The following is a 21,637-nucleotide window of genomic DNA, read 5'->3' as shown; positions in this document are numbered from 1 at the left end:
GCTTCTTAAACCCTAGATTTGTTCTTTCTCTGTCGGCCCCCGCCGCTACTGCAATTGCAAGATATCCGGAACGCATAGCTTTCTTTTTGTCGGCATTTTGTCCGCACCATCCGATCGTTTCAGTCTTTTTGGTCCGTCTTTGACCTTAACCTTCGGCTTAGCCAGCGGGCCCTTTAAAGTCACTGGCCACGGACTTCTCGAAAGAGGCTCTCCGATTTTGCGGGGTTGTAGATTTAGGTCCAAGGCCTTGCCCGCCAAATCAACAGCACCAAAGACGACAACCTGGACGTGATCTGTTTCCAACGTGGTTTGTTTCGTCGAGAGGTTCCCATTGGAAATACTAATCGGCGCTCGCAGACATACAATTGGAGCTACCTTCTGTTTTTCCTTGGTAAACACCCAAGGTAGCAGCCCTAACCCTGCCAGATCTAAAAGCTGGGTTTCGATCGAGCCATCACGCAGTGACACTGTGGCGTTGCCGCTCATAGTGTTAGTAAAATGCTTAGGTGAATCGGTTCCCCCTGTCACCGAAAAGTCTGTATAGATCTTACCGCTCGCGCCTTTCTTGAAGTTCAGATTGTGAAGAATATCCTCCAACTGCCAGCCACCTGCTTTGCCGGTCAACGTGAGCAGGTGCGCGTCGTTTGATAGATCCATTTGCCCGCTGACGTCAAAATTTGCGCCCCCGTATTCAAACTTCAAAGGCCCAGCCTTCAGCTCGTTTTTGTTGAGCGTCAGTTCGCTCTGCAAACTGCTGATGCCCTTGGCACCCTCTATGTGCCGAAGGTCGATGTCGACATCCATATCCATACCGGACAAGAGAATTGAACGCCCGATAGGTTTAAGCGTTACATCTCTTAGCGCACCTTGGTCGCGCTCGTCTTCTTGCTTAGTTTCTTTCTCTTCCGGCTCTGGACCGCCTATTTTCCTCAACTGTGCAGCAGCCTGAACGATGGTTCGGATCTGATCTACCTTTATCAGGTCACTCTCTATGGAACCCTGCAGTACAGGGTCACTTGTCGCATCATCAAGATCGGCCACAATTTGCAAGACCGAGTCGGCAACCTCGACGTTGGCACTCGCGTTCCAATCGGTGCCTTCACTAACGATGTCTATTTCAAGGCGAGCCTGCCCAGTTTCCACGCGTTCAAGCGATAGAGCCTCCAATAGGTCCGCTCCGGATGGGACTGCGACATCAATGGCCAAATCCAGGTCCTCGAATTTAAGTACGTTTTTAACAGTGCCATGCACCTCGAGGTTCCAGACTTCCGTTTCGCTTGTCTTTGCATCCAAATTCGTCAGCGAAAGCTGATTGATGTCACCGTTCAAATGGAAGCCGCCGGAAAACCTGCCGAGCTGGTCGTCCGGTCCTAGGAGTTCTGGTGAGATCAAACTGCTTGCATGAATATCCATTAGGCCTTCGGCTGATACTCCTTGCACCTGAAGCGCGTCATCGACCGAACCTTTCAAAATGATAAACGGATTGGCGGGTTCCCCAATTCTCAGGTTGATGCTCCCGACCCTTAAGGCGCCTTCGGGTGTTCTAGAGAGCTCGGAGAACTCTATCGGGGGCGGGCCTTCGCCAGACGTGTCCAACGTGAAGCCGTTGGTCTCAATAACCATTTGTCGCTGCGGAATCTGCCCGGGCACGCTGTCAATAACCATGTCGACCGCGATAAGTTTAAGATCATATCGCGATGCGGCAGGGGCTGGTTCAGCATCTTCAGGGTACAACCTAATGCGGGTTGTCAGCGATACGTCTTCCGGGTTTCCCAATTCTCCGACCTGCCCCGTCAGCGAAAGGCTTTGTCCGCCTTCTAATTCAGCCGATACAGATAGGTCGTCAATTCGTGCTACGCCGTCAACTGAATTGAACGTTGCACCAATATTTCCAGTACCTTCCAAAACGCGGTTTAGCTTCAGGATATCGAGAAACTGGCCAAGTTCGGCAACATCTAAGGTCGTTTTCACTTGTAACCCGTTCTCTTGAGGGACTTCCTGAGCGGCAATCGAGATCTGCTCGAAGTTCACTGCAACCTGAAACGGGTCTTCCGCGGGAAATGTCCCGTTCAGATCAAAACTCTCTCCGTTTAGCGAACCAGTCCCAACTGCGGTCGCAACGTCGGTTTCCGTATCACGCTTCAAAAGCAACTCAGGCAGCTGCAGATTCAACTCAAGCCCGTTTAGATCGTTCCGGTAAAGAACGGCAACATTAGTCAGGTCAATTTTGTGGTCCGTTAGAATTCCAGCTACTGGCAGTTTCGGAGATTTTGCAGGTTTCCCGGCATTAACGTCCGCTTGGGAAATGGACTGCCAGTTTCCGACGCCTGCTTTGTCTGTGATCAGGTTCAGGTGAACCCCCAAGAGAGAAAGGTCACTCAGCGAAAGTTTACTGTTCCAGAGGTCGCGCGCGGAAACTTCAAACTCAATTTCATCGATTGCTGCCAAGTTCACATCAGCATTCGGAGGTCCAGGCAATACCAGCCCCGCCGCTGATACCTGCAATTGCCGACCAAGACCCAGACGCACTTCATCTTCAATTCTAACCTCTTGACCAAGTTTCTTAGAGATCAGATTTTCAACGAAAGTTTTCCTGACAGAGGAAAACAACGCAGAAGACAGGAAAAGCCAAGCTGCCAACACAGCGACAAACGCGACAGCGCAACAAATCAACATACCTTTCGCAACGTATCGCAAGGCTTTCTCCTAATATTCCGTTTCATCCCGTGGGCAACCTAGACCATTTGATCAATAAATTAATGAAATATATGGTCGGCTACTATTCTGAACTGTAAATGACCTTGACCGTATAGCTGGCACTCTCGCCGATTTGGTCGAACGTCTAAGAAACGGGTAAATGACCAACGCTCTGTTTGTGCGGCACACCGGCCTGTTGCACAAATCAGGGGGTGAGCACACTTCCCCTTTCCCCGGACGGATTTATGCTACGGGCTCAGTGTTGGTTATGCCAAGAGCTGTGCAGCGGTTGAGCACCGCAATCCGGACCTAGAACTCGGCAACCTGCCGATCGAAGTCTCGGGCCATGATGCCTTGGCCAAGGAGTTTGACGCAGTTCATCTTTGTCTCTGTGCGGCTTGGGGCATCGCCGATGTTGCTTGTCGTGACATCAACCGCGCGGATCTCCAGTGTTTCTTCATCTATTCCGAGATGAAGCTTACGCCACAGGCGCTTTTTTACTGCCGCCATGTTTGCGGGCGTTCCACTCACCTTCGCCCTCAGCTTTGATCCCGGTCGCGTCGATCAACAGGTGCAACGGCCCAGTTCCACCGCGGTATGGGATAGAGACGTTCAACGTCTTCTGGTGACGACAGAGGGTAAGAAGTCCGGAACTTTCCGGTCAAGCCCTGCTGGGCGCAACAGGCTTTCAACGAACCCTGTCGTCTGGCGAAGAGGCATGCCGAACAGCACCTTCAGCATCAGACAAACCTGGATCGCTGCATCGCTGAAATCTGGCTGACGACCGCACTTGCCCGTCGCTGGCGCATACCATGCCATCTCAGGTTCAAACCAGATCGATAGTGAACCGCGCTGCTTCAACGCCGTGTTGTACGACGGTCAGTTCTTGGTCTTGTACTTCGTAGGGGACCAACTGCTCATACTCTCCAGCTATCAACTTGGATTCATGGAGTGAATCCCTAAGCGCAATTGTGCAACAAAACCCGGCACACCCAGTTTCTGAACAGCTGGTTTGAAGTGGATTTCAAAAGCCAGAAACGGACACGTTGCATGAGCTTTGACTATGGCTGCTGGACACATCTTCCAAACTACAGGCAATCAGATTCCTTCTATTCCCCACATTCATGTAATTACTGCTATATGTGAATTCTTCAATCAACGAGGACAAGATGAATTCACTAACCAGAATAACACGAGGGATAGGCGTCGCTTTCAAGGACGGTAGAGTTAAGGGCATCCTTGCCTTCACAATTGGAATGATTTTTTGGGCCTCGGTCTTTTACCACTTTGTCGAAGGTTGGAGTTGGCTCGACTCAATCTACTTTTCTGTAGTGACAATTTCGACCGTGGGGTTTGGTGACTTCTCCCCTGAAACTGCGGCAGGAAAAATCTTCACAATGGTATACATCATCGTGGGCCTCGGTGTCTTCGTGACAGCAGCTACCACGGTGGCAGATACGATCTTGTCTCAAGACGACGAAAAAACGGATAAATAGATTATACCCAATTCAGCCAAACTGAGTTCATGCGCAGGTATTAGTTTGACCAGGCACCTCAGGCCGCGCCCCAGATTAACTTGTGTCTTCAAGCTGATAGGCGGACGCATAAAACTAAAACATATATACATATTTTGCTTTTTGAGTGTAATGTTCAGAAAACAGCTAGTGGAGGGATGGAATGGAAAAGACCCAGGACGCGAAGATTGTCGATCTGGCGATACGATTGCTCTTTCTCGGACTATTCCTTTACAGCGCTCTGGTCATGGTGGCCCCGCTTGCAAGCGTAGTTATCTGGGCAACGATCCTCTGTGTGGCGCTTTACCCGGTATTTAATTGGATGCAGTCCAAGTTAGGAGGCCGAAAGAAGCTTACAGCGACGATCTTGGTTTTGATGGGTCTTGTTCTGACCCTCGGGCCAGTCGCAACTGCGGTGTCTGGTGCCGCAGAACTTGGGTCTGAATTCGCGGAACAAGCAGACAGGGGTGAATTGAAAATCCCCCCAGCGCCCGAAGGTATCAAGGAACTACCGCTAGTCGGAGGAAAAATTGCCGATGTCTGGGGAATGTTCGAACGGAATCTGGACGGTGCGCTTGCAAAATACGGCGCCCAGATTCTTGAGATCACTAAATCCTTATTTGGAAAGGTGCTGGGGATCGGAATTGGACTTCTCGGCCTTGCATTGTCGGTATTGATAATGGGGGCTTTGTTTAGCCCAGGGCCGAATCTGGTTCAGGGCCTTCAGCACTTTGCAAACCGTGTATTTGCGCCGCGTGGCGGTGAATTCGTAACATTGGCGGGGGCAACGATCCGTAATGTAACAAAGGGTGTAATCGGCGTTGCAGCGATTCAAGCGGTGGTCGTTTGGGTATTGTTGGTGCTGTTCGGGATTGGCTCGGCCGCCACGCTGGCGTTCATCTGCCTGATCCTCTCGATCATCCAGATTGGACCCGGCTTGGTTCTTTTGCCTGTTATCATCTACGCATGGAGTTCCATGTCCGGAGGTGCAGCTTTGATCTTCACCATACTGGCGATTCCCGTAACAATTATGGACAGCTTCCTGCGGCCCGTATTTATCTCAAAAGGCCTTGATACGCCCATGCTTGTGATCCTCATCGGGGTGCTAGGAGGCATGATGGCCTATGGCTTAATCGGCATTTTCATGGGCCCCGTTTTGTTTGCTGTCTTCTATGAGTTGTTCAAAGTCTGGATCGACGCCTCACCGGGCACCGAAAACGCCGCTGAAGGAGTGGCGAAATGAGGAAAACGATCTGGTCTACATTGGCTGTCATTCTCATCTTTCTCGTCTGGTATCTGGTCGCTGACCGCAAGACACCTTTCACCGGGAACGCCAGAGTAAAGGCCGTGGCGACCCAGATCGTTCCGCAGGTCACTGGGACGGTGACCGAGGTTCTTGTTGAAAACGGTCAGGTCGTTTCGGCAGGAGACGTTCTAGTTCGGATTGATGCCAGACCTTACGAAATTGATCGCGACAAAGCCGAAGCCGATCTCGAGGCAGCCACTCAGGAAGTGGGAGCGTCGTCAGCGGAAGTAAGCGGCGCGCAAGCCAAACTGGCAAGGGCGCAGAGTGATCTCGACACCATGCGTCTGCAGACGGAGCGTGTGTTTGCGCTTGAAAAGAAAGGGTTGATTGCCGTCTCAAAGGCCGATGATGCCCGAGGGCAACTGGCACAGTCCGAGGCGAACTTTGAGAACGCAAAAGCAGATCTTGAAAAGGCGAAGCAGCGGCTTGGTGTTGACGGGATTGATAACCCGAAAATCCAGCGCGCGTTGGCGGCCTTGGCGGATGCAGAACTAAACCTTGAATGGACTGAACTGCGTGCTCCGGCGACAGGTATAATCTCGAATCTGCTGATAGCCCCCGGAACGTATGCGAGATCCGGCCAAGATCTTCTGACATTTCTGGATGCAACCGACATTTGGATCGAGGCGTACTTTACCGAGAACAACTTGGGAAGAGCTTCGGTGGGGTCTCCGGTTGATGTAGTGTTGGATATGCATCCCGGTCAAATTGTTACGGGCGTCATTGAGAGCTTCAGTGCTGCTGTGTCTTTGAGTGGCGGTGATGAACCCGGAAAATTGGCTAGCCCACCAAGCACAAAGGGATTTTTGCGTGAGCCGGAAAGGTTCCCGGTCAGGATTATCTTGCCCGGCTATGAAGCTGGTAGTGCTGAAGATGATCTTCGTTTCCAACTGAACGGGCAGGCCGATGTGATTATGTATCTTAGTGACAACTCGTTGCTGAACCTCGTGGGCCGTACCTACATCCGCGTGGTATCAATTCTGTCCTATGCGTACTGAGGACCGGCGCTCTGTCACCCGGCTTGCGCTAGGTGTTACCGGTGTATTTACATTGGGCCTGTTTCTCGGGTGGCCACTCGCCGTCGTCGGGGCGGTTTTCACTGCCCTTTTTCTTCAAGCGCCTGCCGCTTTGCCTTTGGCAGCATTTGCTAAGTTGTTTGTCTTTTCAATTGGATTGATGTTCATTTCCTTCCTGGTCTCGTCAATCTTCTCGCCATATCCTCTTGTGTTCCTCATCCTCGTGGCCATTGGAATAATCCTGTCGTTCATTTGGTCAGTTTCTGGTGCCGGAGTATTGCCGGGTGTCATCGCCCTCATGGGGGCCTTGATGATTCCAAACCTGGTTCTGCAATCTCAGAATCTGGCTTTGGTGCTCGTGTATTGGATACCGTTGAACCTGCTTTTTGCAGGCTTCGTATCGACGCTGATGTTCGTGTTGATACCCGCTGAACCTCAAACGGCGGCTCAAAAGAAGGCAGCAACGTCGCCGGACTTCGACCCCCATCGCCGAATTGTCAGGATGTCGCTTGTAACAGTTCCGTTTGCTATGGCGTTCTTTATTTCCGGAGCGTCCGCATTGCTGGTTCTGTTTTTTGTCGCTCTGCTGAGCCAGCAACTTGCGGCTATGCCTGCCGCAGGCAAAACCGTTGCAAAAGCTATGCTGACGGCAAACCTTCTTGGGGCGGCAGTATCCATCATATGCTATGAAATAAACGTAATAGCTCCGGTTATTCTGACACCCGTTCTGCTATGTTTTTTCTTCTGTCTGACCCTCGGAGCACTTGGAAAATCTCAAGTCCCGCTCGCAGCTGCCGCCGGCTCTGCTATTACAACGGCTCTGATTGTGTATGGTGGGTCTGTTGCACCATTTTCAGACGAGGCTGACGTCAAGAGCATCACTCGAGTATTACAAGTTGCTAGTGCCGCCTTCTTTGTAATTATCGCATATGTCGTTGTGGATGAATTCTGGCCGGAAAAAGAGCGCCACGCAACTCAATGAAGTTAGTTACCAAGTGGTATGGTTCTGAATCAAGTGGAGTTCCCAGCTTGACCACTTTTATTTAATTCATCCGAGCCGAAAGACGTCTGCATTGTCCGGAGGCTGTGTGGAAACGCGCAGTATTCTGTCTGTTTCTGAGGATTTGAGTTTTGGCGCGGAGTTTTCCCTAGATTTCTCAGTTTCGGTTGCAAAACGACCTTAGTGGCTGTTTTGGCCCGTCTAGGTTGATGGGACCGGTGCGGCGGCTGGTTTTCCGGCCGTAGAAACGGCCTATGCCTTCATTGCGGCAATCAATGCGGGTGTTCCGATCAGGTTCATCACGCGGGTCGGCGCCTTTGGCCATAGGCGTTTCAGAGGCTATAGTGGTTCGAGTTTAGTTTATGAGCGGTTCGATACAGCCCGGAGGCGTCAAGTGCAGTGCCTGCGGGATCGCGCGAAGGCTCTGATCACTTGGCGTCGGACGAAACCGACCACGCAAAATGAAATGATAGCTGCGGTTGAAGGCCCCGGAACAGGGGAGTCTGACCCTGATATTTCTCCGCTACGCAGACCAGGGGATGGACTGCGGCGGAGCGTGTTTCGTGGCGGTCGGGCTTAGGTCATGCCCAGCGCTTCTTTGTACATTTCGATAACGGCCTCTTGCTCGGCGATGTCATCCTTGTCCCTTTTTCTGAGGGAAATGATGCTGCGCAGGGCCTTTACGTCATAACCGCGCGACTTGCTTTCGGCGTAGACCTCTTTGATCTGGTCGGCGATGTCTTTCTTTTCCATCTCAAGGCGCTCGATACGTTCCACAAACTGGCGCAGCTCGCCCGCGGTGACCTTGTAATTTGCTTCTGCTTCTTCAGACATGCTCATCTTTTTTGTTCCCGGTTATGGACCTGCAACCAGAAGTGGACAGCCTGTTGTTGGCAGTGAACGGCGGTGGCCCGATCATCGGGGGCACCTGCCTGACGCGCCTGTTCCAGAGGCTGAAACCCTGGTGTGGAATGCCGGATACAGTGCTGCCGCCCGGGTCGCAAGCACCCATTGGGCCGGCGCACTTGTATGACCCCAACCGATCCGTTAAGCGCGTGATCAGTTCACGAGGATATGCGGGGAACCATGTTTGAATTCATCACCTGGGGCGGTGCGGCCCTGTCTGTGGCCGGGCTTGCCGGTCTGGTCTGGTGCATTCTTCGCGTGATGCGGGCACGCAAGGCCGGTCTGTCGGATGACGAGCTGCGCGCGGTGGTTCAGGGGGTCCTGCCCTGGAACCTGGCCTCGCTGTTTCTGTCCGTGCTTGGATTGATGCTGGTCATCCTCGGGATATCCCTTGGATGACCATCCGGTTCACACCGGCAAGTTATCAAACTGCGCTTCAATCGCGTCTTCGCACAAGGCCGCATCCAGACGACGCAAGCGCGAAGGCACCTCCATCCCCTGCTGCCGCATTCGGTCAACAATCTTACTTACACTCGGCTGAAGCGCCAAACGCGTTTCCAGACCCGCGTTTACAAGCTTACGTTCAAGCTGCTCGGCTTCGGAATAAAGACCAGTCGGTGTCATAACCATCCTCCCAAGTGGCGCCAGTATCCCCAATATACGTAACGGGATTGCGACCCGCAGATAATATCGTAACCTTGTGCGGGAAATTGCCTGCCATGGTCGAAGTTTCGGCAATCTGACGCGGATAGGCTAAAGATTAAGCCAGGATTTCAGCGGTTGCTTTGACCGGCATCAAATTCAGGTTCGATATTGCATCACATTCCAATTCACATATATGATATGCGTGACCGAAACGGAGAAGATCATGACACCGAAAGTGAAAGCGTTTTTTGACGAGCAGACCTTCACGGTTTCCTATGTGGTTCATGAACCTCAGGGGCGGGCCTGCGCCATCATCGACAGCGTGCTGGATTTCGACCATGCCTCGGGGCGGACGTCGACAACCTCGGCGGACAAGATCATCGATTTTGTGCGCGCGCAGGACCTTAAGGTCGAGTGGATTCTGGAAAGCCATGTCCATGCCGATCACCTGTCGGCGGCCCCCTATCTGCAACAGGAGCTGGGCGGCAAGATCGGGATTGGCGATCAGATCGTCACCGTGCAGGACACGTTCGGCAAGGTTTTCAACGAAGGAACCGAGTTTCAGCGCGATGGCAGCCAGTTTGATGCGCTGTTCAAGGAAGGCGACAGTTTTCACATCGGCCAGATGCGGGGCGACGTGCTGCATACGCCGGGTCACACACCGGCTTGCATGACCTATGTGATTGGCGACGCCGCATTTGTCGGTGACACACTGTTCATGCCCGATTTTGGTACCGCACGTTGTGATTTCCCCGGAGGATCGTCGGCTACGCTGTTCCAGTCGATCCAGAAGATACTGTCGCTGCCGGACAACACCCGCATCTATGTCGGGCATGATTACAAGGCTCCGGGCCGCGACGAATACGCGTGGGAGACGACGGTAGGTGAACAAAAGGCGCTGAACGTCCATATCGGACAGGGGCGCAGCATCGAAGAATTCGTGGAAATGCGCGACGCGCGGGACGCCACGCTGGCCATGCCGCGGCTGATCCTGCCGTCTTTGCAGGTTAACATGCGGGCCGGTCAGATGCCTCCGGCGGATGAACAGGGCGATGTTTTCCTGAAACTGCCGGTCAACAAGCTGTGACGCGGGAACAACAAATCACAAAGGGAATTCCCACATGAATATAGAGTGGATCTGGGGGCTGTGCGGCGGTCTGGTGATCGGTCTGGCCGGGGCGGTTTACCTGCTGGGCAATGGCAGGATCATGGGCGCAAGCGGCATTCTGGGCGGCCTTGTCGATGGCAGCGCCAAGGGGAGCATGGCCGAAAAGCTGGCCTTTATTGCGGGGCTTGTCGGAATGCCCCTTCTTCTGCGCCCGTTGATCCTGCCCGAGGCTCAGACGCATCTTACCAGCAATCTGGGTGTTGTCATTCTGGCCGGGCTGCTGGTCGGTATCGGTACACGGATCGCCAATGGCTGTACCTCGGGGCACGGGGTGTGCGGGATCTCTCGGTTCTCGCTGCGCGGCATCGTGGCCACCGTTTTCTATATCCTTGCCGGGGGCGTGACCCTTGTGCTGCTGCGTCATGTGATGGGAGTGATCTGATGCGTCTTATCATTGCGTTGATCGCCGGATCACTGTTCGGTGCCGGGTTGCTGATTTCGGGCATGACGGACACCACAAAAGTTCAGGGCTGGCTGGATGTGTTTGGCAACTGGGATCCGACGCTGGCCTTTGTGATGGCCGGTGCCATTCTGCCGATGCTTGTGGCATGGCGGATGACTACAGGTCGCCAAAACGCCCTGACCGGCGGAGCCTTTCCACCCCCTGCCAAGCCCGAGGTTGATCGCAGGCTGATCGTGGGTTCGGTTCTGTTCGGGATGGGCTGGGGATTGGCCGGGCTGTGCCCCGGACCGGCAATGGCCTCGCTGAGCTATGGCGGGCTGGGCGGGCTGGTCTTTCTGGTTGCAATGGCGGCTGGGATGTTCGTGGCACCACCGCTGGGCGCGCAGCTGGACAGGGCGGCAAACGCGGCCTAAGGAATTGGCATGGAGATTCGTCAGATTACCCCCCGCTATGCTGTCTCGCCGCAGATCACGGTCGAGGATGTTCCGGCCATCGCCGAGGCTGGCTTTGCCAAGGTGATCTGCAACCGGCCCAATGCCGAAGTTCCCCCGGCCATGCAATCCGATGCGATCGGCGAAGCGGTGCGGGCCGCCGGTATGGAATATGAGGTGCTGGAGCTGACCCACCAGACGATGACACCTGAGAACGTGAAGCGGCAGCGCGACATGGCGGAAAACGGCAGTGGCCCTGTTCTGGCCTATTGTGCCTCGGGCACGCGGTGTTCGGTTGTCTGGGCGCTGGGCCAGTGCGACCACATGAGCACGGACGACATCCTGAGTGCGACCGGCAAAGCCGGGTATCAGTTGGACAATCTGCGCCCCATGCTGGAACAGATGCGCGACAATGGCGGCTAGGTGCCCCTTAACCTAGCTGGCGGACTCCGGGGGCGCCAGCCCCGCCAGCTGCGTGATTTCCGCGACCATCCGTTCTGAATCGTTCACGATCAGATCGCTATCTGTGAGATCTGACACCCCGGCCGGGACGGTCTGGGCGTGCGCATCATGCACAGCCGGTTCAACCGGGTGATCTTGCGGTGGTGTCCCACTTTTGCTGGCGATGAAGTCCTGCGCGTCAGAACCAGTCAGGGCTGGCAATGCAGCGGTTTCATTCAGCCGCACGGCCCGGAGACCACCGCATTGCCCAAGGCGACCGATACCGGCGCGTGTCCGGTCGATCGTCAGAACCTCGGTCCTGTCCAGACGCGCCCCGCGCAACGGCAGAATGTCCCCGATCCGCATTCCGGACAGGTCGGACAGGGACAGAGACATGCGGCACAGCGCGGCGGTCAGTTCCGCCCGCATCACGCCCGAACACTGATCCATGCGCAGATCAGCCTTTTCCCCGGTATCTTCTGCCACATCCGAGACGGCAGGATGTTCTGGCAGAAAAACCGAGATGCGACCCTGCTGCTCTCCGTTCGCCAGATCGACGGTCAGTTCGAAAATGCGATACACCTCTTCCGTCATCGCCAGCGACAGGGTGCGCAAATCCTTGGCGCGAAAAGAATATTCCAGCCCCGCAAGGCAAATCTGATCCGATGAGGCGTCGAACAACGCGGCGGAACCGGTCAACGCGGCTTCGATCAAGGGAGCCACGATGGCGGCGTCCGTATCCGTGAACGTGCGTGCGCCGGGGTCACCGGGCAGAACCTGACCAATGGTCTGGGCCTGAACAATGGCCGAGACCACATTCGGGTTCAGACAGGCCGCGGCGCGGCCTTCAGGGCCGTCAAACACCAGCAGCAGCCAATCCTGCCCCGCCGCGTCCCCCGGCACGTCCTGCGACTGGCTGGATTGTTTTGCCCCGATAACCGCAAGCGGCAGGTTCAGCCGGTCGCCCGCAGCCCGCGCGAACCCAAGGCGCAGCGCCCGCAGAACCGAACGCGGGCGATCCCCCAGATCCTTTTGCCCGACGGACAGTTTGCGCGCCAACGCGGCATTGACATCTTGTGACATGACGCCCGATCACCAATTGTTCCAGCACCTGGCAACCGGTTTACACCCGCGGGCGTTACCAAGTTCTTTATGGCCGCGTCACTGCGCCGCCTGCTGATAGGCCTGTGGCAGGCTAATCCGGAAGGCCGCACCGCCCTGCCCCGGCAGATAGGTAATCTCACCCCCCAGCCGCTGCATGATTTCGCGGCAGATGGCCAGACCAAGCCCCGCTCCGCCAGCCTTGTCACCACCCACGCGGGCAAATTTTTCAAACACCATCGAGCGCGCGCCCGGTGGGATGCCGCTGCCATTGTCGATGAAGTCGACGATGACCCGCCCGCCGACATCATGGGCGGAAATGACCAGCACCGGATCGTCCGCGTCACAGTATTTCTGCGCGTTCGAGATCAGGTTGATGAACACCTGCCCCAACCGATCCAGATCCGTATGCAGAAAGATACGTTCGGCCGTGCGGGTCCGGCGGACGGTGATCTTTCGGTCCGCCCCGGCCAGAGCGCTTGGCACGGCGCGGTCCAGAACCGAGCGCAGGCTGTCATCACTGAGATTGAGGCTGACCTGCCCGTTTTCCAGCACGCTCAGATCCAGCAGATCATCGAGCAGCCGGGTCAGGCGCAGGGCTTCGTCATGAATGATCGCGGCATAGCGGGTCTGCTCCTGGCGGCTGAGGCCATCGGTGTCGCGCATGATTTCCGAAAACGCCCGGATCGAGGTCATCGGCGTGCGCAATTCATGACTGACCTGACTCAGAAAGCTGTCCTTCTGTTCGGAAATCTGGGTGAGCTTGGCGTTAGCCTCGCGCAGCTGGCGTGCGGTTCGGCTGAGTTCGGAGGACTTTTCCTCGAGCTGGCCGGAATATTCCAGCAACTGCGCGGATTCGTCGGCCACGGCCAGCAGATCCTCGACCGAGACCGACGATCCGCCCACGATCTGGCCGATCATCGCATGGGCCATGGCCGCGCCGACCGAGCCGCTGAGCTCGCGTTCCAGACGGTTGAGAAAGCCCGGCGTCGGTTCCGGCAGGTGCGAACGGCCACCCTGTTTTTGCGCCTCGGCCTGAAAGAATTCCTGTGTGGTGCCGGTGCCCAGAATGCGCTGCGTCATGATCATCAGGTCTTCGCTTTGCGCCACTGACCCGGACCAACCGCGCGGCGCGACCGAGTGATCGAAGACGTTGACGAACTGCGCCCCTTGCAACCGTTCCAACGGGCTGGGAAAGCTGAGCAGGGACGCGACGCAGAAGGCAAGCGTGTTCAGGGACAAGGACCACATCACCGTATGCACCATCGGATCGATCCCCTCGATCCCGAACAGGGCATGAGGGCGCAGCCAGCCGAGACCGAACAAGCCGTTTTGCAGCACGGTTTCGGGCATCCACGCCCCGCCCATTCCCGGCAGCAGCAGGGTGTAAATCCACAGCACAAAGCCGACGGTCAGCCCGATCAGCGCCCCGGTCCGGGTCGCCCTGCGCCAGAACAGCCCCCCGACCAACGCTGGCAGAATCTGCGAGATACCGGCAAAGGCGATCAACCCGATCGAGGCCAGCGCCGCACCGCCCCCGGACAGCCGGTAGTAGAAAAAGCCCAGCGCAATGATGGCGGCAATGGAAACACGGCGTGCCATCAGGACAATGTTGCGCACATCGCCCGATACCGAGCCGGTGCCTTCCTGCGTGTTCAGCCAGATGGGCATGACCACATGGTTTGACACCATTGTCGACAGGGCCATCGCACTGACGATGACCATCGAGGTTGCCGAGGAAAACCCGCCGATGAAGGACAGCATTGCCAGCCAGTCATTGCCCTGGGACAGCGGCACGGTCAGCACGAACAGGTCCGGGTTGGCGCCCTGGGGCAGCAGGTCGAGACCGACTACGGCGATGGGCACGACAAACAGGCTCATGAACAGCAGGTAGAGCGGGAAGGCCCAGGCAGCGGTTCTGAGATGGCCTTCGTCATCGTTTTCCACCACCATCACCTGAAACATCCGGGGCAGGCAGATAAAGGCGGCGGCGGACAGAAAGATGAACGTCGTCCAACGCCCGGCATCGACATTCCACTGGCCGATTTCCGAGGCGTCGATCCGGTCCATCATCGGGCCAATGCCGCCCGCGATCCCCCACACCACGAAAACGCCCACGGCGATCAGCGCAAACAGTTTGACAACGGCCTCGACCGCGATGGCCGTGACCACGCCATGATGACGTTCGTTCACGTCCAGATTGCGGGTGCCGAACAGGATGGCAAACACGGCCAGACCAGCCGCGACCCAAAACACGCTGGACCCTTCACGGTAGAGGCCTGACGGGTCAGCCTCGGCAAAGATCGAGAAGGACAGGGTAATCGATTGCAGTTGCAGTGCGATATAGGGCGTGCCGCCCAGCACCGCCAGAATGGTCACGCAGACCGCCAGCGTGTTCGACTTGCCATACCGGGACGACAGCAGGTCGGCGATCGAGGTGACCCGCTGGCTGCGCCCGACGCGCACCAGCTTGCGCAGCCCCCACCACCAGCCGACCATCACCAGCGTCGGACCGAGGTAGATGGTGACAAACTCCAGCCCCGACCGCGCGGCGTTGCCCACCGCGCCATAAAACGTCCAGGCAGTGCAATAGATCGACAGGGACAGCGTGTAGATCACGGGCGAACGCAACCATTTGCCACGCCCGACCGCAGCCATGCGATCCGCGGCGAAGGCCACCGCGAACAGGAACACGACATAGCCAAGGCAAACCAGAATCAGAATATTTATGGTGGCCATCACTCAGCGCCCGTGTCCGATCCTTCGCGCGCGGCCATGCGGCGGGCGGCCAGCCCAAAGACAAACCCGGCCAGGATCAGCGCGCCCCAGCAGAGGAATATGTAATACATCGCCGAAGACAAGGGCACCGCCGCATCCCCGCCAGACCGATCCGGCCACAATAACGGAAGGGCCAGTAGAGCCGCGCCCAGAAAGGGCAAAATCCGGGCGGCATCCGTCAACCTGTGACGACGATAGCTTTGACGTTCCAGAAAAAGCGAAGGGCGTGCGCCCGGTGGTTTGGTCTTGTTGCCCTCGCCGGACATCAAATGCGCGTCGCCTGCGCGTGAAGGTCACGCACGGCCGTCAGAACTTCGGCATTGGAAAACGGTTTGGTCATGAAGCGGCTGACGCCTGCGTTTTCGGCCATTTCCCGGTCGCGCGACTGACCCCGTGCTGTCAGCATCAGAACCGGCAAGCCTGCCAGTTCCTCCATTTTTCTGAGTTCCCGAAGGATATCCATACCGTTCTTGCCCGGCAGCATGACATCCAGAATGACCAGATCGGGCTGCGCCCCCTGGATCACCTGAACCGCATCCGTTCCATCGCCATGCGTTTCGACCTGCCATCCCTCGCGCGACAGCAGGAACCGGATAGCCTCGGCGATGTTCGGTTCGTCCTCAATCAGCAGAACCTTTCGGCTCATATGTTCAATTCCTCCCATAACCGGCCTTCCATCCCGGGACCGGTTCCCGCCAGATTAAGCGGTCTGTCATGAACGTGTCAAAAACCTTCGCTCAAAATCGACGGCTCGCGCCGGGCTTTGCAATCGCGGTTTGGGCAGACACGGCAATTCGGCCCGACCTGAGTGACCGGCACCCCGTCTGACGGGTCCCTGACAGGGCGCACCACCATGACCGAGCGATAGGCCGGGTCCTGATCGTATCCCGACACTGCATGCGGCCAGGCATAGGCAACGCAGTCGAACAGGGCCGAGGACCTGCCTGTCAGGACGACCTGCTTGCGCACCGGCACCAGCGGACGGCTGATGGCTGTGAACAGCGGCCAAAGCGGGCAGACATCGCCATGCCGGGGCAAGGTAAACCCCTGAATCGGTTTGAGAAACAGGATACTTCCGGACGCGTCGCACAGCACCATGCCAACCGGTTGTGACAGGATGCCATCCGGCAGAAAAGCCAGCCGCCTGAGGACGGTGGCAAAATCAACCGAGAACCGCTGCGCCAGTTCGATGGGGTTCGGATCACCCTGTTGAACAACCGCTTTGACGGCCTCCAGCGGCAGGGCCTGCGCGTCTGCGCGATAGATTCTGAGAACTTCGCGCGCGACGGTGCGCGCCGCCGAGGTATTGAGCCCGCTCAGGTCAACCGCGTCCACATCGCCACCGTCTTCCAGTTCGGAAATCGTGTAGCCGCGGGTTTCAAAGAAGGCTTCGACCTCTTCCAGGGGAACGGCACGTGGATCAACCGCCGAGTCGCTTTCGTCGAGGAAGGTCACCAGCGCCTTGGAACTGCCTGCCAGCCGTTCGGCATCCTGATGCAGGTTCTTGTGGAAACGCTCGCGCCATTCGGCCTCGATATCTTGCGTATCCGCAAGGATCGCGGCGGTCGAGCGTATCGCGGCGGCGGTTGACAGAACCTCGTGCATCGACGCGGCCAGTTGCGGGTCGTGCGTAAGGCGGTCGGACAGGGTTTCGACGTTCCGCTCCAAAGACACGACACGGCGATGCATCTGCGCCAGAACACCGGCCCAGCCGGGAAAACGACCGGCAAACTCCTCAAGCCCGTCAACCTCGGCCTGTTGCCCGACCGCTTCCTCGGCCGCTTCACGTAGGGCGGAAACCAGAGTTGCCTCGATCCCTTGTGTCAGGACCGAAGGTTCAACGCCCAGCGCCGCCGCAATATCGACCAGCAACTTGCCCCCGATCCTGCGGCGATTATGTTCGATCAGGTTCAGATAAGACGCCGATACGCCGGCCTGCCGCGCCAGTTCGGCCTGCCGCAGCCCGGCAATCTGGCGTCTTTCGCGAATGCGGCTGCCTGTCAACGTGTCGCGCATGTCTACTTTCCCTGAATTCAGATCTGGCGGAATTCACATTCGTTTTCAGATTATAACATCTGTTTCTGTAGGTTAATCATTTCTTTTCAACCGGCATTTACAACTTTCACAAACTGGCGCAGACCACAGCATCTGTTTCGGGCGTCAATCTGGCGCAAGACATCGCATCCCCCCTTCATTTCCGCGCGCTTTCCCGGCACCATACACGCATGAGCGACCCCGCCTTTGAATATGCGCCGATCGGGCTTGTTGAGCTGGAAAACCGGATCATCCGGCGCTGCAACCTGCAATTTGCCCGCACCTTTGGCGGAGAAGAAAACGACTATCGCAACATGCCACTGCTGCACCTTTACCCTTCGGTCGCTGATTGGGAGAGGATCGGTGAGCGCAGCCTGCAGGTGATGCGCGGCACCGGGTATTACACGGATGAGCGCGTCATGCGCCGCCGCAGCGGGGACCTGTTCTGGTGCCGCGCCCGGGGCCGGTCGCTGACGCCGGACGATCCGTTCCGCCACGGCATCTGGAGCTTTTCCGACATATCCGAGGAACGACCGCTGGTTGAACTGACCATCCGTGAACGCGAAGTGGCCATCCTGTCCTGCCGTGGCCTGTCGGCCAAGGAGATCGGAGCAGAGCTGGGACTGAGTTATCGCACAATCGAAGCTTACCGCGCCCGTTTGCTTGAAAAATTCGGCGCGCGAAAGCTGTCTGAACTGGTCGCCAAATTATCGGGGATGCCCCTGTGAGCTGTCCGACCCTTTAAATTATGCGTGAAACGCATGCCAGATGGTGCGAGTCGGCGCTTTTCATGCACCGCCGCTTAGCCTATAACCCTGCGTAATTTGATCAGAGCCCGCAAGAAACAGACGGGCCAAAGGGGAACCGTCGAGGATACTCATGACAGACACTAAACACGAAGCGGATGTGGCATTCATCAAGGCTCTGGCCGAGTTGCTGCGCGAAAACGATCTGACCGAGTTGCAGGTCAAACGCGAATATGGCGAAGAAGACAGTCTGAACGTGCGCGTCAGCCGTATGACACAGACCGTGGCCGCTCCGGTTCAGATGGCTGTTCCTGCAGCAGCGCCCGCCCCCGTAGCGGCACCGGCTGCGGCCCCCGCGGCGGCCCCTGCTGCCGCCGAAGATCCGGCCAGCCATCCGGGCGCTGTCACCTCGCCTATGGTGGGCACGGTCTATATGCAGCCGGAACCCGGAGCGCCCGCTTTCATTTCCGTCGGCGCGACAGTGTCCGAAGGCGACACGCTGCTGATCGTCGAAGCGATGAAGACCATGAACCACATCCACGCCCCCAAATCAGGCACCATCAAGCGCGTGCTGGTGGGCGATGGCGACGCTGTTGAGTTCGGCACCCCTCTGGTCATCATCGAGTAAGGCGGGCCCATGTTCGACAAGATCCTGATAGCCAACCGAGGCGAGATCGCCCTGCGCGTCATCCGCGCCGCACGCGAGATGGGGATAAAGACGGTTGCCGTCCACTCCACCGCCGACAGCGACGCGATGCATGTGCGCATGGCGGACGAATCGGTGTGCATCGGCCCCCCGCCCAGCCCGCAAAGCTATCTGTCGGTGCCCGCCATCATCTCGGCCTGTGAGATTACCGGCGCGCAGGCGATCCATCCCGGCTATGGCTTTTTGTCCGAAAACGCCGAGTTCGTGCAGATCGTCGAAGATCATGGCATCACGTTCATCGGTCCCACCGCGGAACATATCCGCGTCATGGGCGACAAGATCACCGCCAAGGACACAATGAAGGCGCTGGGTGTGCCTTGTGTTCCCGGCTCGGACGGTGGCGTTCCCACGCTGGCCGACGCCAAACGCATCGGTGAGGAATTCGGCTATCCCGTCATCATCAAAGCCACCGCTGGCGGCGGAGGGCGCGGCATGAAAGTCGCGATGAACGCGGACGAGATGGAAAGCGCCTTTATGACCGCACGCGCCGAAGGCAAGGCCGCCTTTGGCAATGACGAGGTCTATATCGAGAAATACCTGACCACGCCGCGCCATATCGAGATTCAGATCTTTGGCGACGGCAAGGGCAATGCGGTGCATCTGGGCGAGCGCGATTGTTCGTTGCAGCGCCGTCACCAGAAGGTCTTTGAAGAGGCCCCCGGCCCCTGCATCACCGCCGAAGAGCGTGCCCGGATCGGCAAGATCTGCGCCGACGCGGTGGCCAAGATCAACTATATCGGCGCGGGCACCATCGAGTTCCTGTATGAAAAGGGCGAGTTCTATTTCATCGAGATGAACACCCGCCTGCAGGTGGAACACCCGGTGACCGAGGGCATCTTTGACGTCGATCTGGTGCGCGAACAAATTCTTGTTGCCGCAGGTGAGCCGATGTCATTCGGTCAGGACGATCTGAAGATCAACGGTCACGCCATCGAGGTCCGGATCAACGCAGAGAAGCTGCCGAAGTTTTCGCCCTGCCCGGGCAAGATCACGGCCTATCACGCGCCGGGCGGTCTGGGCGTGCGGATGGATTCGGCGCTTTATGACGGCTATTCGATCCCGCCTTATTACGACTCGCTGATTGCCAAGCTGATCGTGCACGGCCGCGACCGCAACGAAGCGCTGGCGCGCCTGAAGCGGGCTTTGGGAGAGCTGATCGTAGACGGCATCGACACCACCGTGCCCCTGTTCCACGCCCTGTTGCAGGAGCCCGATCTGCACAGCGGCGCGTACAACATCCACTGGCTGGAGCGCTGGCTTGCGGAGAACATGGAAAAATAAGGTCCAGGTACCAGAGGGCCCGCGCCCTCTGGTCGCCCTATCACCGGCATGAGCCTGACCCCCGAACTGCTGTTGCACGGGTATTCCATCGGTATTTTCCCGATGGCCGAACACCGCGACGATCCTGAACTGTTCTGGGTTGACCCCAAGTTTCGCGGGATATTTCCGCTGGACGGGTTCCACATCTCGCGCAGTCTGGCCCGCCGCATCCGGAACTGCGGGTTCGGGATTTCAATCAACCGTGATTTTTCCGGCGTCGTCGACGGGTGCGCTGACCGGTCCGACACCTGGATCAACGCGGAACTGCACGCCCTTTATCGCCAGCTGCATCAATCCGGCCATGCGCATTCACTGGAAGTCTGGGACGGAGCGGCGCTGGTGGGCGGCGTATATGGCGTGACGCTGGGGGCCGCGTTCTTTGGCGAAAGCATGTTTTCGCGTCGCACGGATGCCTCGAAAATCGCGCTCGCCTATCTTGTGGACCGGCTGCGGCAAACCGGCTTTCACCTCTTTGACACGCAGTTCCTGACCGCGCATCTGGCGTCCCTTGGGGCGATCGAAATCCCGCGTGGTGCTTACAAGAAAGAACTGGAAGAAGCCCTGAACCAGAGCGCCGACTTTGCCGCGCCGATCACTCAGTCCGCAGAAGGCGTGATACAGCGGATGACCCAAACGTCATACCGCGCGTGATCCAGCGCATTCAGCGCCGGAGAGGTCGCGATCATCCAGCCGTCAAACAGCTGATCCGCCTTGCCCGTTTCCCAAATGGTCAGATAGGCGAAGGCATCACCTGTCGGGTTGTCCACCGGATACCGGCAATCCCCCAGCGCCACATCCAGCCCGAACACAGGTTCGGTCTGACCTGTCTGCAATTCGATATCAACCGTCTGGCCACTAACTTTGTCGAGCCCCCGCAGCATGGCGCCGGGGCCAGAGTTGACTTTCTGCTGCGCGGCGGCGCCGGTTCCAGCCAGCAACAGGGCAATCAGGGCGGCGCGCATCATTCGCCGCCATCTCCGGCCACGAACTTGACCAGCAGCGAGATCAGGCTGACCGCACCCTGGGTATCCTGAATCTCATCTCCGGGTTCAAAAAAGAAGGGCGAACCGCCGGGCATAACTTCGACAAAGTTTCCACCCAGCAGCCCTTCGGACGAGATCACGATGGCGCTGTCATCGGGCACAAGAACGCCTTCCGCAACAGAGAAAGTCGTGTCAGCACGATAAGTATCCGGGTTCAGCTTGACCCCGGTAACGGTGCCGATTTTCACCCCGGCAAGACGGACATCCGTGCCAACGCCGACCCCTTCCAGCGACCGGAACGAAGCGCCCAGCTCATAGCCCGCAGCACCTTGCGACAGGCCGGTTGATTGGCTGGCATAGACGCCAAACGCAATGGCACCGGCCAAAACGACGCCTCCGACAAGAACTTCGGTCCAGTTATGGGTCGACATCTTCGCCTCGT

23 protein-coding genes and 1 pseudogene are annotated in these 21,637 nt (G+C 57.4%); 13 read left to right on the top strand and 11 right to left on the bottom strand.

Translation table 11 applies throughout. The annotated features are described in order from the left end of the window. Window positions 1-45 precede the first annotated feature (45 nt). Window positions 46-2,697, bottom strand: coding sequence for an AsmA family protein (locus ACR0NZ_RS11395; protein WP_480518984.1), 2,652 nt, complete (start codon window positions 2,695-2,697; stop codon window positions 46-48). Between the two features lie 243 nt (window positions 2,698-2,940). Then, window positions 2,941-3,558: pseudogene (locus tag ACR0NZ_RS11390) on the bottom strand (IS5 family transposase). A gap of 308 nt (window positions 3,559-3,866) precedes the next feature. Here ACR0NZ_RS11390 and ACR0NZ_RS11385 point away from each other — a divergent pair. The 4 genes from ACR0NZ_RS11385 (at window position 3,867) to ACR0NZ_RS11370 (ending at window position 7,515) form a co-directional block, all read left to right on the top strand. Beyond that, a complete protein-coding gene (locus tag ACR0NZ_RS11385; protein ID WP_480518982.1) occupies window positions 3,867-4,193 on the top strand; it encodes a potassium channel family protein in 327 nt (108 codons plus the stop codon). A gap of 181 nt (window positions 4,194-4,374) precedes the next feature. Beyond that, window positions 4,375-5,454: an AI-2E family transporter gene (locus ACR0NZ_RS11380; RefSeq protein WP_480518980.1), complete on the top strand. Its 1,080-nt coding sequence runs from the start codon at window positions 4,375-4,377 to the stop codon at window positions 5,452-5,454. Continuing rightward, window positions 5,451-6,515, top strand: coding sequence for an HlyD family secretion protein (locus ACR0NZ_RS11375; RefSeq protein WP_480518978.1), 1,065 nt, complete (start codon window positions 5,451-5,453; stop codon window positions 6,513-6,515). Before ACR0NZ_RS11380 ends, ACR0NZ_RS11375 begins: the two co-directional genes overlap by 4 nt. Next, complete coding sequence (locus tag ACR0NZ_RS11370; protein WP_480518976.1) at window positions 6,505-7,515, top strand: DUF2955 domain-containing protein; 1,011 nt, start codon at window positions 6,505-6,507, stop codon at window positions 7,513-7,515. Before ACR0NZ_RS11375 ends, ACR0NZ_RS11370 begins: the two co-directional genes overlap by 11 nt. Before the next feature lie 594 nt (window positions 7,516-8,109). Here ACR0NZ_RS11370 and ACR0NZ_RS11365 read toward each other — a convergent pair. After that, the gene (locus ACR0NZ_RS11365) at window positions 8,110-8,373 is read right to left on the bottom strand and encodes a DUF2312 domain-containing protein (RefSeq protein WP_209505782.1); all 264 of its coding nucleotides are present in this window, start codon (window positions 8,371-8,373) and stop codon (window positions 8,110-8,112) included. Between the two features lie 246 nt (window positions 8,374-8,619). Here ACR0NZ_RS11365 and ACR0NZ_RS11360 point away from each other — a divergent pair, with 246 nt between their 5' ends. Beyond that, window positions 8,620-8,838, top strand: coding sequence for a hypothetical protein (locus tag ACR0NZ_RS11360; RefSeq protein WP_209505778.1), 219 nt, complete (start codon window positions 8,620-8,622; stop codon window positions 8,836-8,838). Window positions 8,839-8,847: 9 nt separating this feature from the next. On the opposite strand, the gene ACR0NZ_RS11355 is transcribed toward ACR0NZ_RS11360, so the two are convergent. Further along, complete coding sequence (locus tag ACR0NZ_RS11355; protein WP_209505776.1) at window positions 8,848-9,063, bottom strand: hypothetical protein; 216 nt, start codon at window positions 9,061-9,063, stop codon at window positions 8,848-8,850. 244 nt (window positions 9,064-9,307) lie between these two features. Between ACR0NZ_RS11355 and ACR0NZ_RS11350 the strand changes: the two genes are divergently transcribed. Genes ACR0NZ_RS11350 through ACR0NZ_RS11335 form a run of 4 tightly spaced genes read left to right on the top strand, consistent with a single transcriptional unit; the run spans window position 9,308 to window position 11,509 of the window. After that, complete coding sequence (locus ACR0NZ_RS11350) at window positions 9,308-10,171, top strand: MBL fold metallo-hydrolase (protein WP_480473612.1); 864 nt, start codon at window positions 9,308-9,310, stop codon at window positions 10,169-10,171. A 34-nt stretch (window positions 10,172-10,205) separates the two neighbouring features. Beyond that, the gene (locus ACR0NZ_RS11345; protein WP_480495067.1) at window positions 10,206-10,634 is read left to right on the top strand and encodes a YeeE/YedE family protein; all 429 of its coding nucleotides are present in this window, start codon (window positions 10,206-10,208) and stop codon (window positions 10,632-10,634) included. Continuing rightward, window positions 10,634-11,068, top strand: a complete 435-nt coding sequence (locus ACR0NZ_RS11340) for a DUF6691 family protein (RefSeq protein WP_480518974.1) — start codon at window positions 10,634-10,636, stop codon at window positions 11,066-11,068. Before ACR0NZ_RS11345 ends, ACR0NZ_RS11340 begins: the two co-directional genes overlap by 1 nt. 9 nt (window positions 11,069-11,077) lie before the next feature. Then, window positions 11,078-11,509 (top strand): protein tyrosine phosphatase family protein, encoded by a 432-nt coding sequence (locus ACR0NZ_RS11335; RefSeq protein WP_480518972.1) that lies wholly within the window; start codon window positions 11,078-11,080, stop codon window positions 11,507-11,509. A 12-nt stretch (window positions 11,510-11,521) separates the two neighbouring features. On the opposite strand, the gene ACR0NZ_RS11330 is transcribed toward ACR0NZ_RS11335, so the two are convergent. From ACR0NZ_RS11330 to ACR0NZ_RS11310, 5 genes are all read right to left on the bottom strand, one after another. Next, complete coding sequence (locus tag ACR0NZ_RS11330; protein ID WP_480518970.1) at window positions 11,522-12,610, bottom strand: FliM/FliN family flagellar motor switch protein; 1,089 nt, start codon at window positions 12,608-12,610, stop codon at window positions 11,522-11,524. 78 nt (window positions 12,611-12,688) lie between these two features. Beyond that, the gene (locus ACR0NZ_RS11325; RefSeq protein WP_480518968.1) at window positions 12,689-15,367 is read right to left on the bottom strand and encodes an ATP-binding protein; all 2,679 of its coding nucleotides are present in this window, start codon (window positions 15,365-15,367) and stop codon (window positions 12,689-12,691) included. Beyond that, entirely contained in the window at window positions 15,367-15,672 is a 306-nt protein-coding gene (locus ACR0NZ_RS11320; protein WP_480518966.1) for a hypothetical protein, read from the bottom strand. Before ACR0NZ_RS11320 ends, ACR0NZ_RS11325 begins: the two co-directional genes overlap by 1 nt. Next, a complete protein-coding gene (locus ACR0NZ_RS11315) occupies window positions 15,672-16,052 on the bottom strand; it encodes a response regulator transcription factor (protein ID WP_480473617.1) in 381 nt (126 codons plus the stop codon). Before ACR0NZ_RS11315 ends, ACR0NZ_RS11320 begins: the two co-directional genes overlap by 1 nt. Window positions 16,053-16,129: 77 nt before the next feature. Beyond that, window positions 16,130-17,422, bottom strand: a complete 1,293-nt coding sequence (locus tag ACR0NZ_RS11310; RefSeq protein ID WP_480518964.1) for a helix-turn-helix domain-containing protein — start codon at window positions 17,420-17,422, stop codon at window positions 16,130-16,132. A gap of 209 nt (window positions 17,423-17,631) precedes the next feature. On the opposite strand from ACR0NZ_RS11310, the gene ACR0NZ_RS11305 reads away from it, so the two are divergent. From ACR0NZ_RS11305 to aat, 4 genes are all read left to right on the top strand, one after another. Further along, a complete protein-coding gene (locus ACR0NZ_RS11305) occupies window positions 17,632-18,168 on the top strand; it encodes a LuxR C-terminal-related transcriptional regulator (RefSeq protein WP_209505755.1) in 537 nt (178 codons plus the stop codon). A gap of 151 nt (window positions 18,169-18,319) precedes the next feature. Further along, window positions 18,320-18,814 (top strand): acetyl-CoA carboxylase biotin carboxyl carrier protein, encoded by a 495-nt coding sequence (gene accB / locus ACR0NZ_RS11300; RefSeq protein ID WP_480473619.1) that lies wholly within the window; start codon window positions 18,320-18,322, stop codon window positions 18,812-18,814. 9 nt (window positions 18,815-18,823) lie between these two features. Continuing rightward, on the top strand, window positions 18,824-20,173 hold the full coding sequence (gene accC, locus ACR0NZ_RS11295; protein WP_480518962.1) for an acetyl-CoA carboxylase biotin carboxylase subunit: 1,350 nt from the start codon (window positions 18,824-18,826) through the stop codon (window positions 20,171-20,173). Between the two features lie 48 nt (window positions 20,174-20,221). After that, the gene (gene aat, locus ACR0NZ_RS11290) at window positions 20,222-20,863 is read left to right on the top strand and encodes a leucyl/phenylalanyl-tRNA--protein transferase (protein ID WP_480518959.1); all 642 of its coding nucleotides are present in this window, start codon (window positions 20,222-20,224) and stop codon (window positions 20,861-20,863) included. On the opposite strand, the gene ACR0NZ_RS11285 is transcribed toward aat, so the two are convergent. Both ACR0NZ_RS11285 and mlaD read right to left on the bottom strand, forming a co-directional pair. Next, window positions 20,809-21,177 carry a DUF2155 domain-containing protein gene (locus tag ACR0NZ_RS11285; protein WP_480518957.1) on the bottom strand — a complete coding sequence of 123 codons (369 nt, stop codon included), beginning with the start codon at window positions 21,175-21,177 and terminating at the stop codon, window positions 20,809-20,811. The genes aat and ACR0NZ_RS11285 overlap by 55 nt on opposite strands. Beyond that, entirely contained in the window at window positions 21,174-21,626 is a 453-nt protein-coding gene (gene mlaD, locus ACR0NZ_RS11280) for an outer membrane lipid asymmetry maintenance protein MlaD (RefSeq protein WP_480488409.1), read from the bottom strand. The genes ACR0NZ_RS11285 and mlaD overlap by 4 nt, the downstream gene beginning before the upstream one ends. Window positions 21,627-21,637: the final 11 nt, after the last annotated feature.

This window comes from Ruegeria sp. AE3 (genome assembly GCF_056542225.1).
This window is presented reverse-complemented; position numbering and strand designations above follow the sequence as displayed.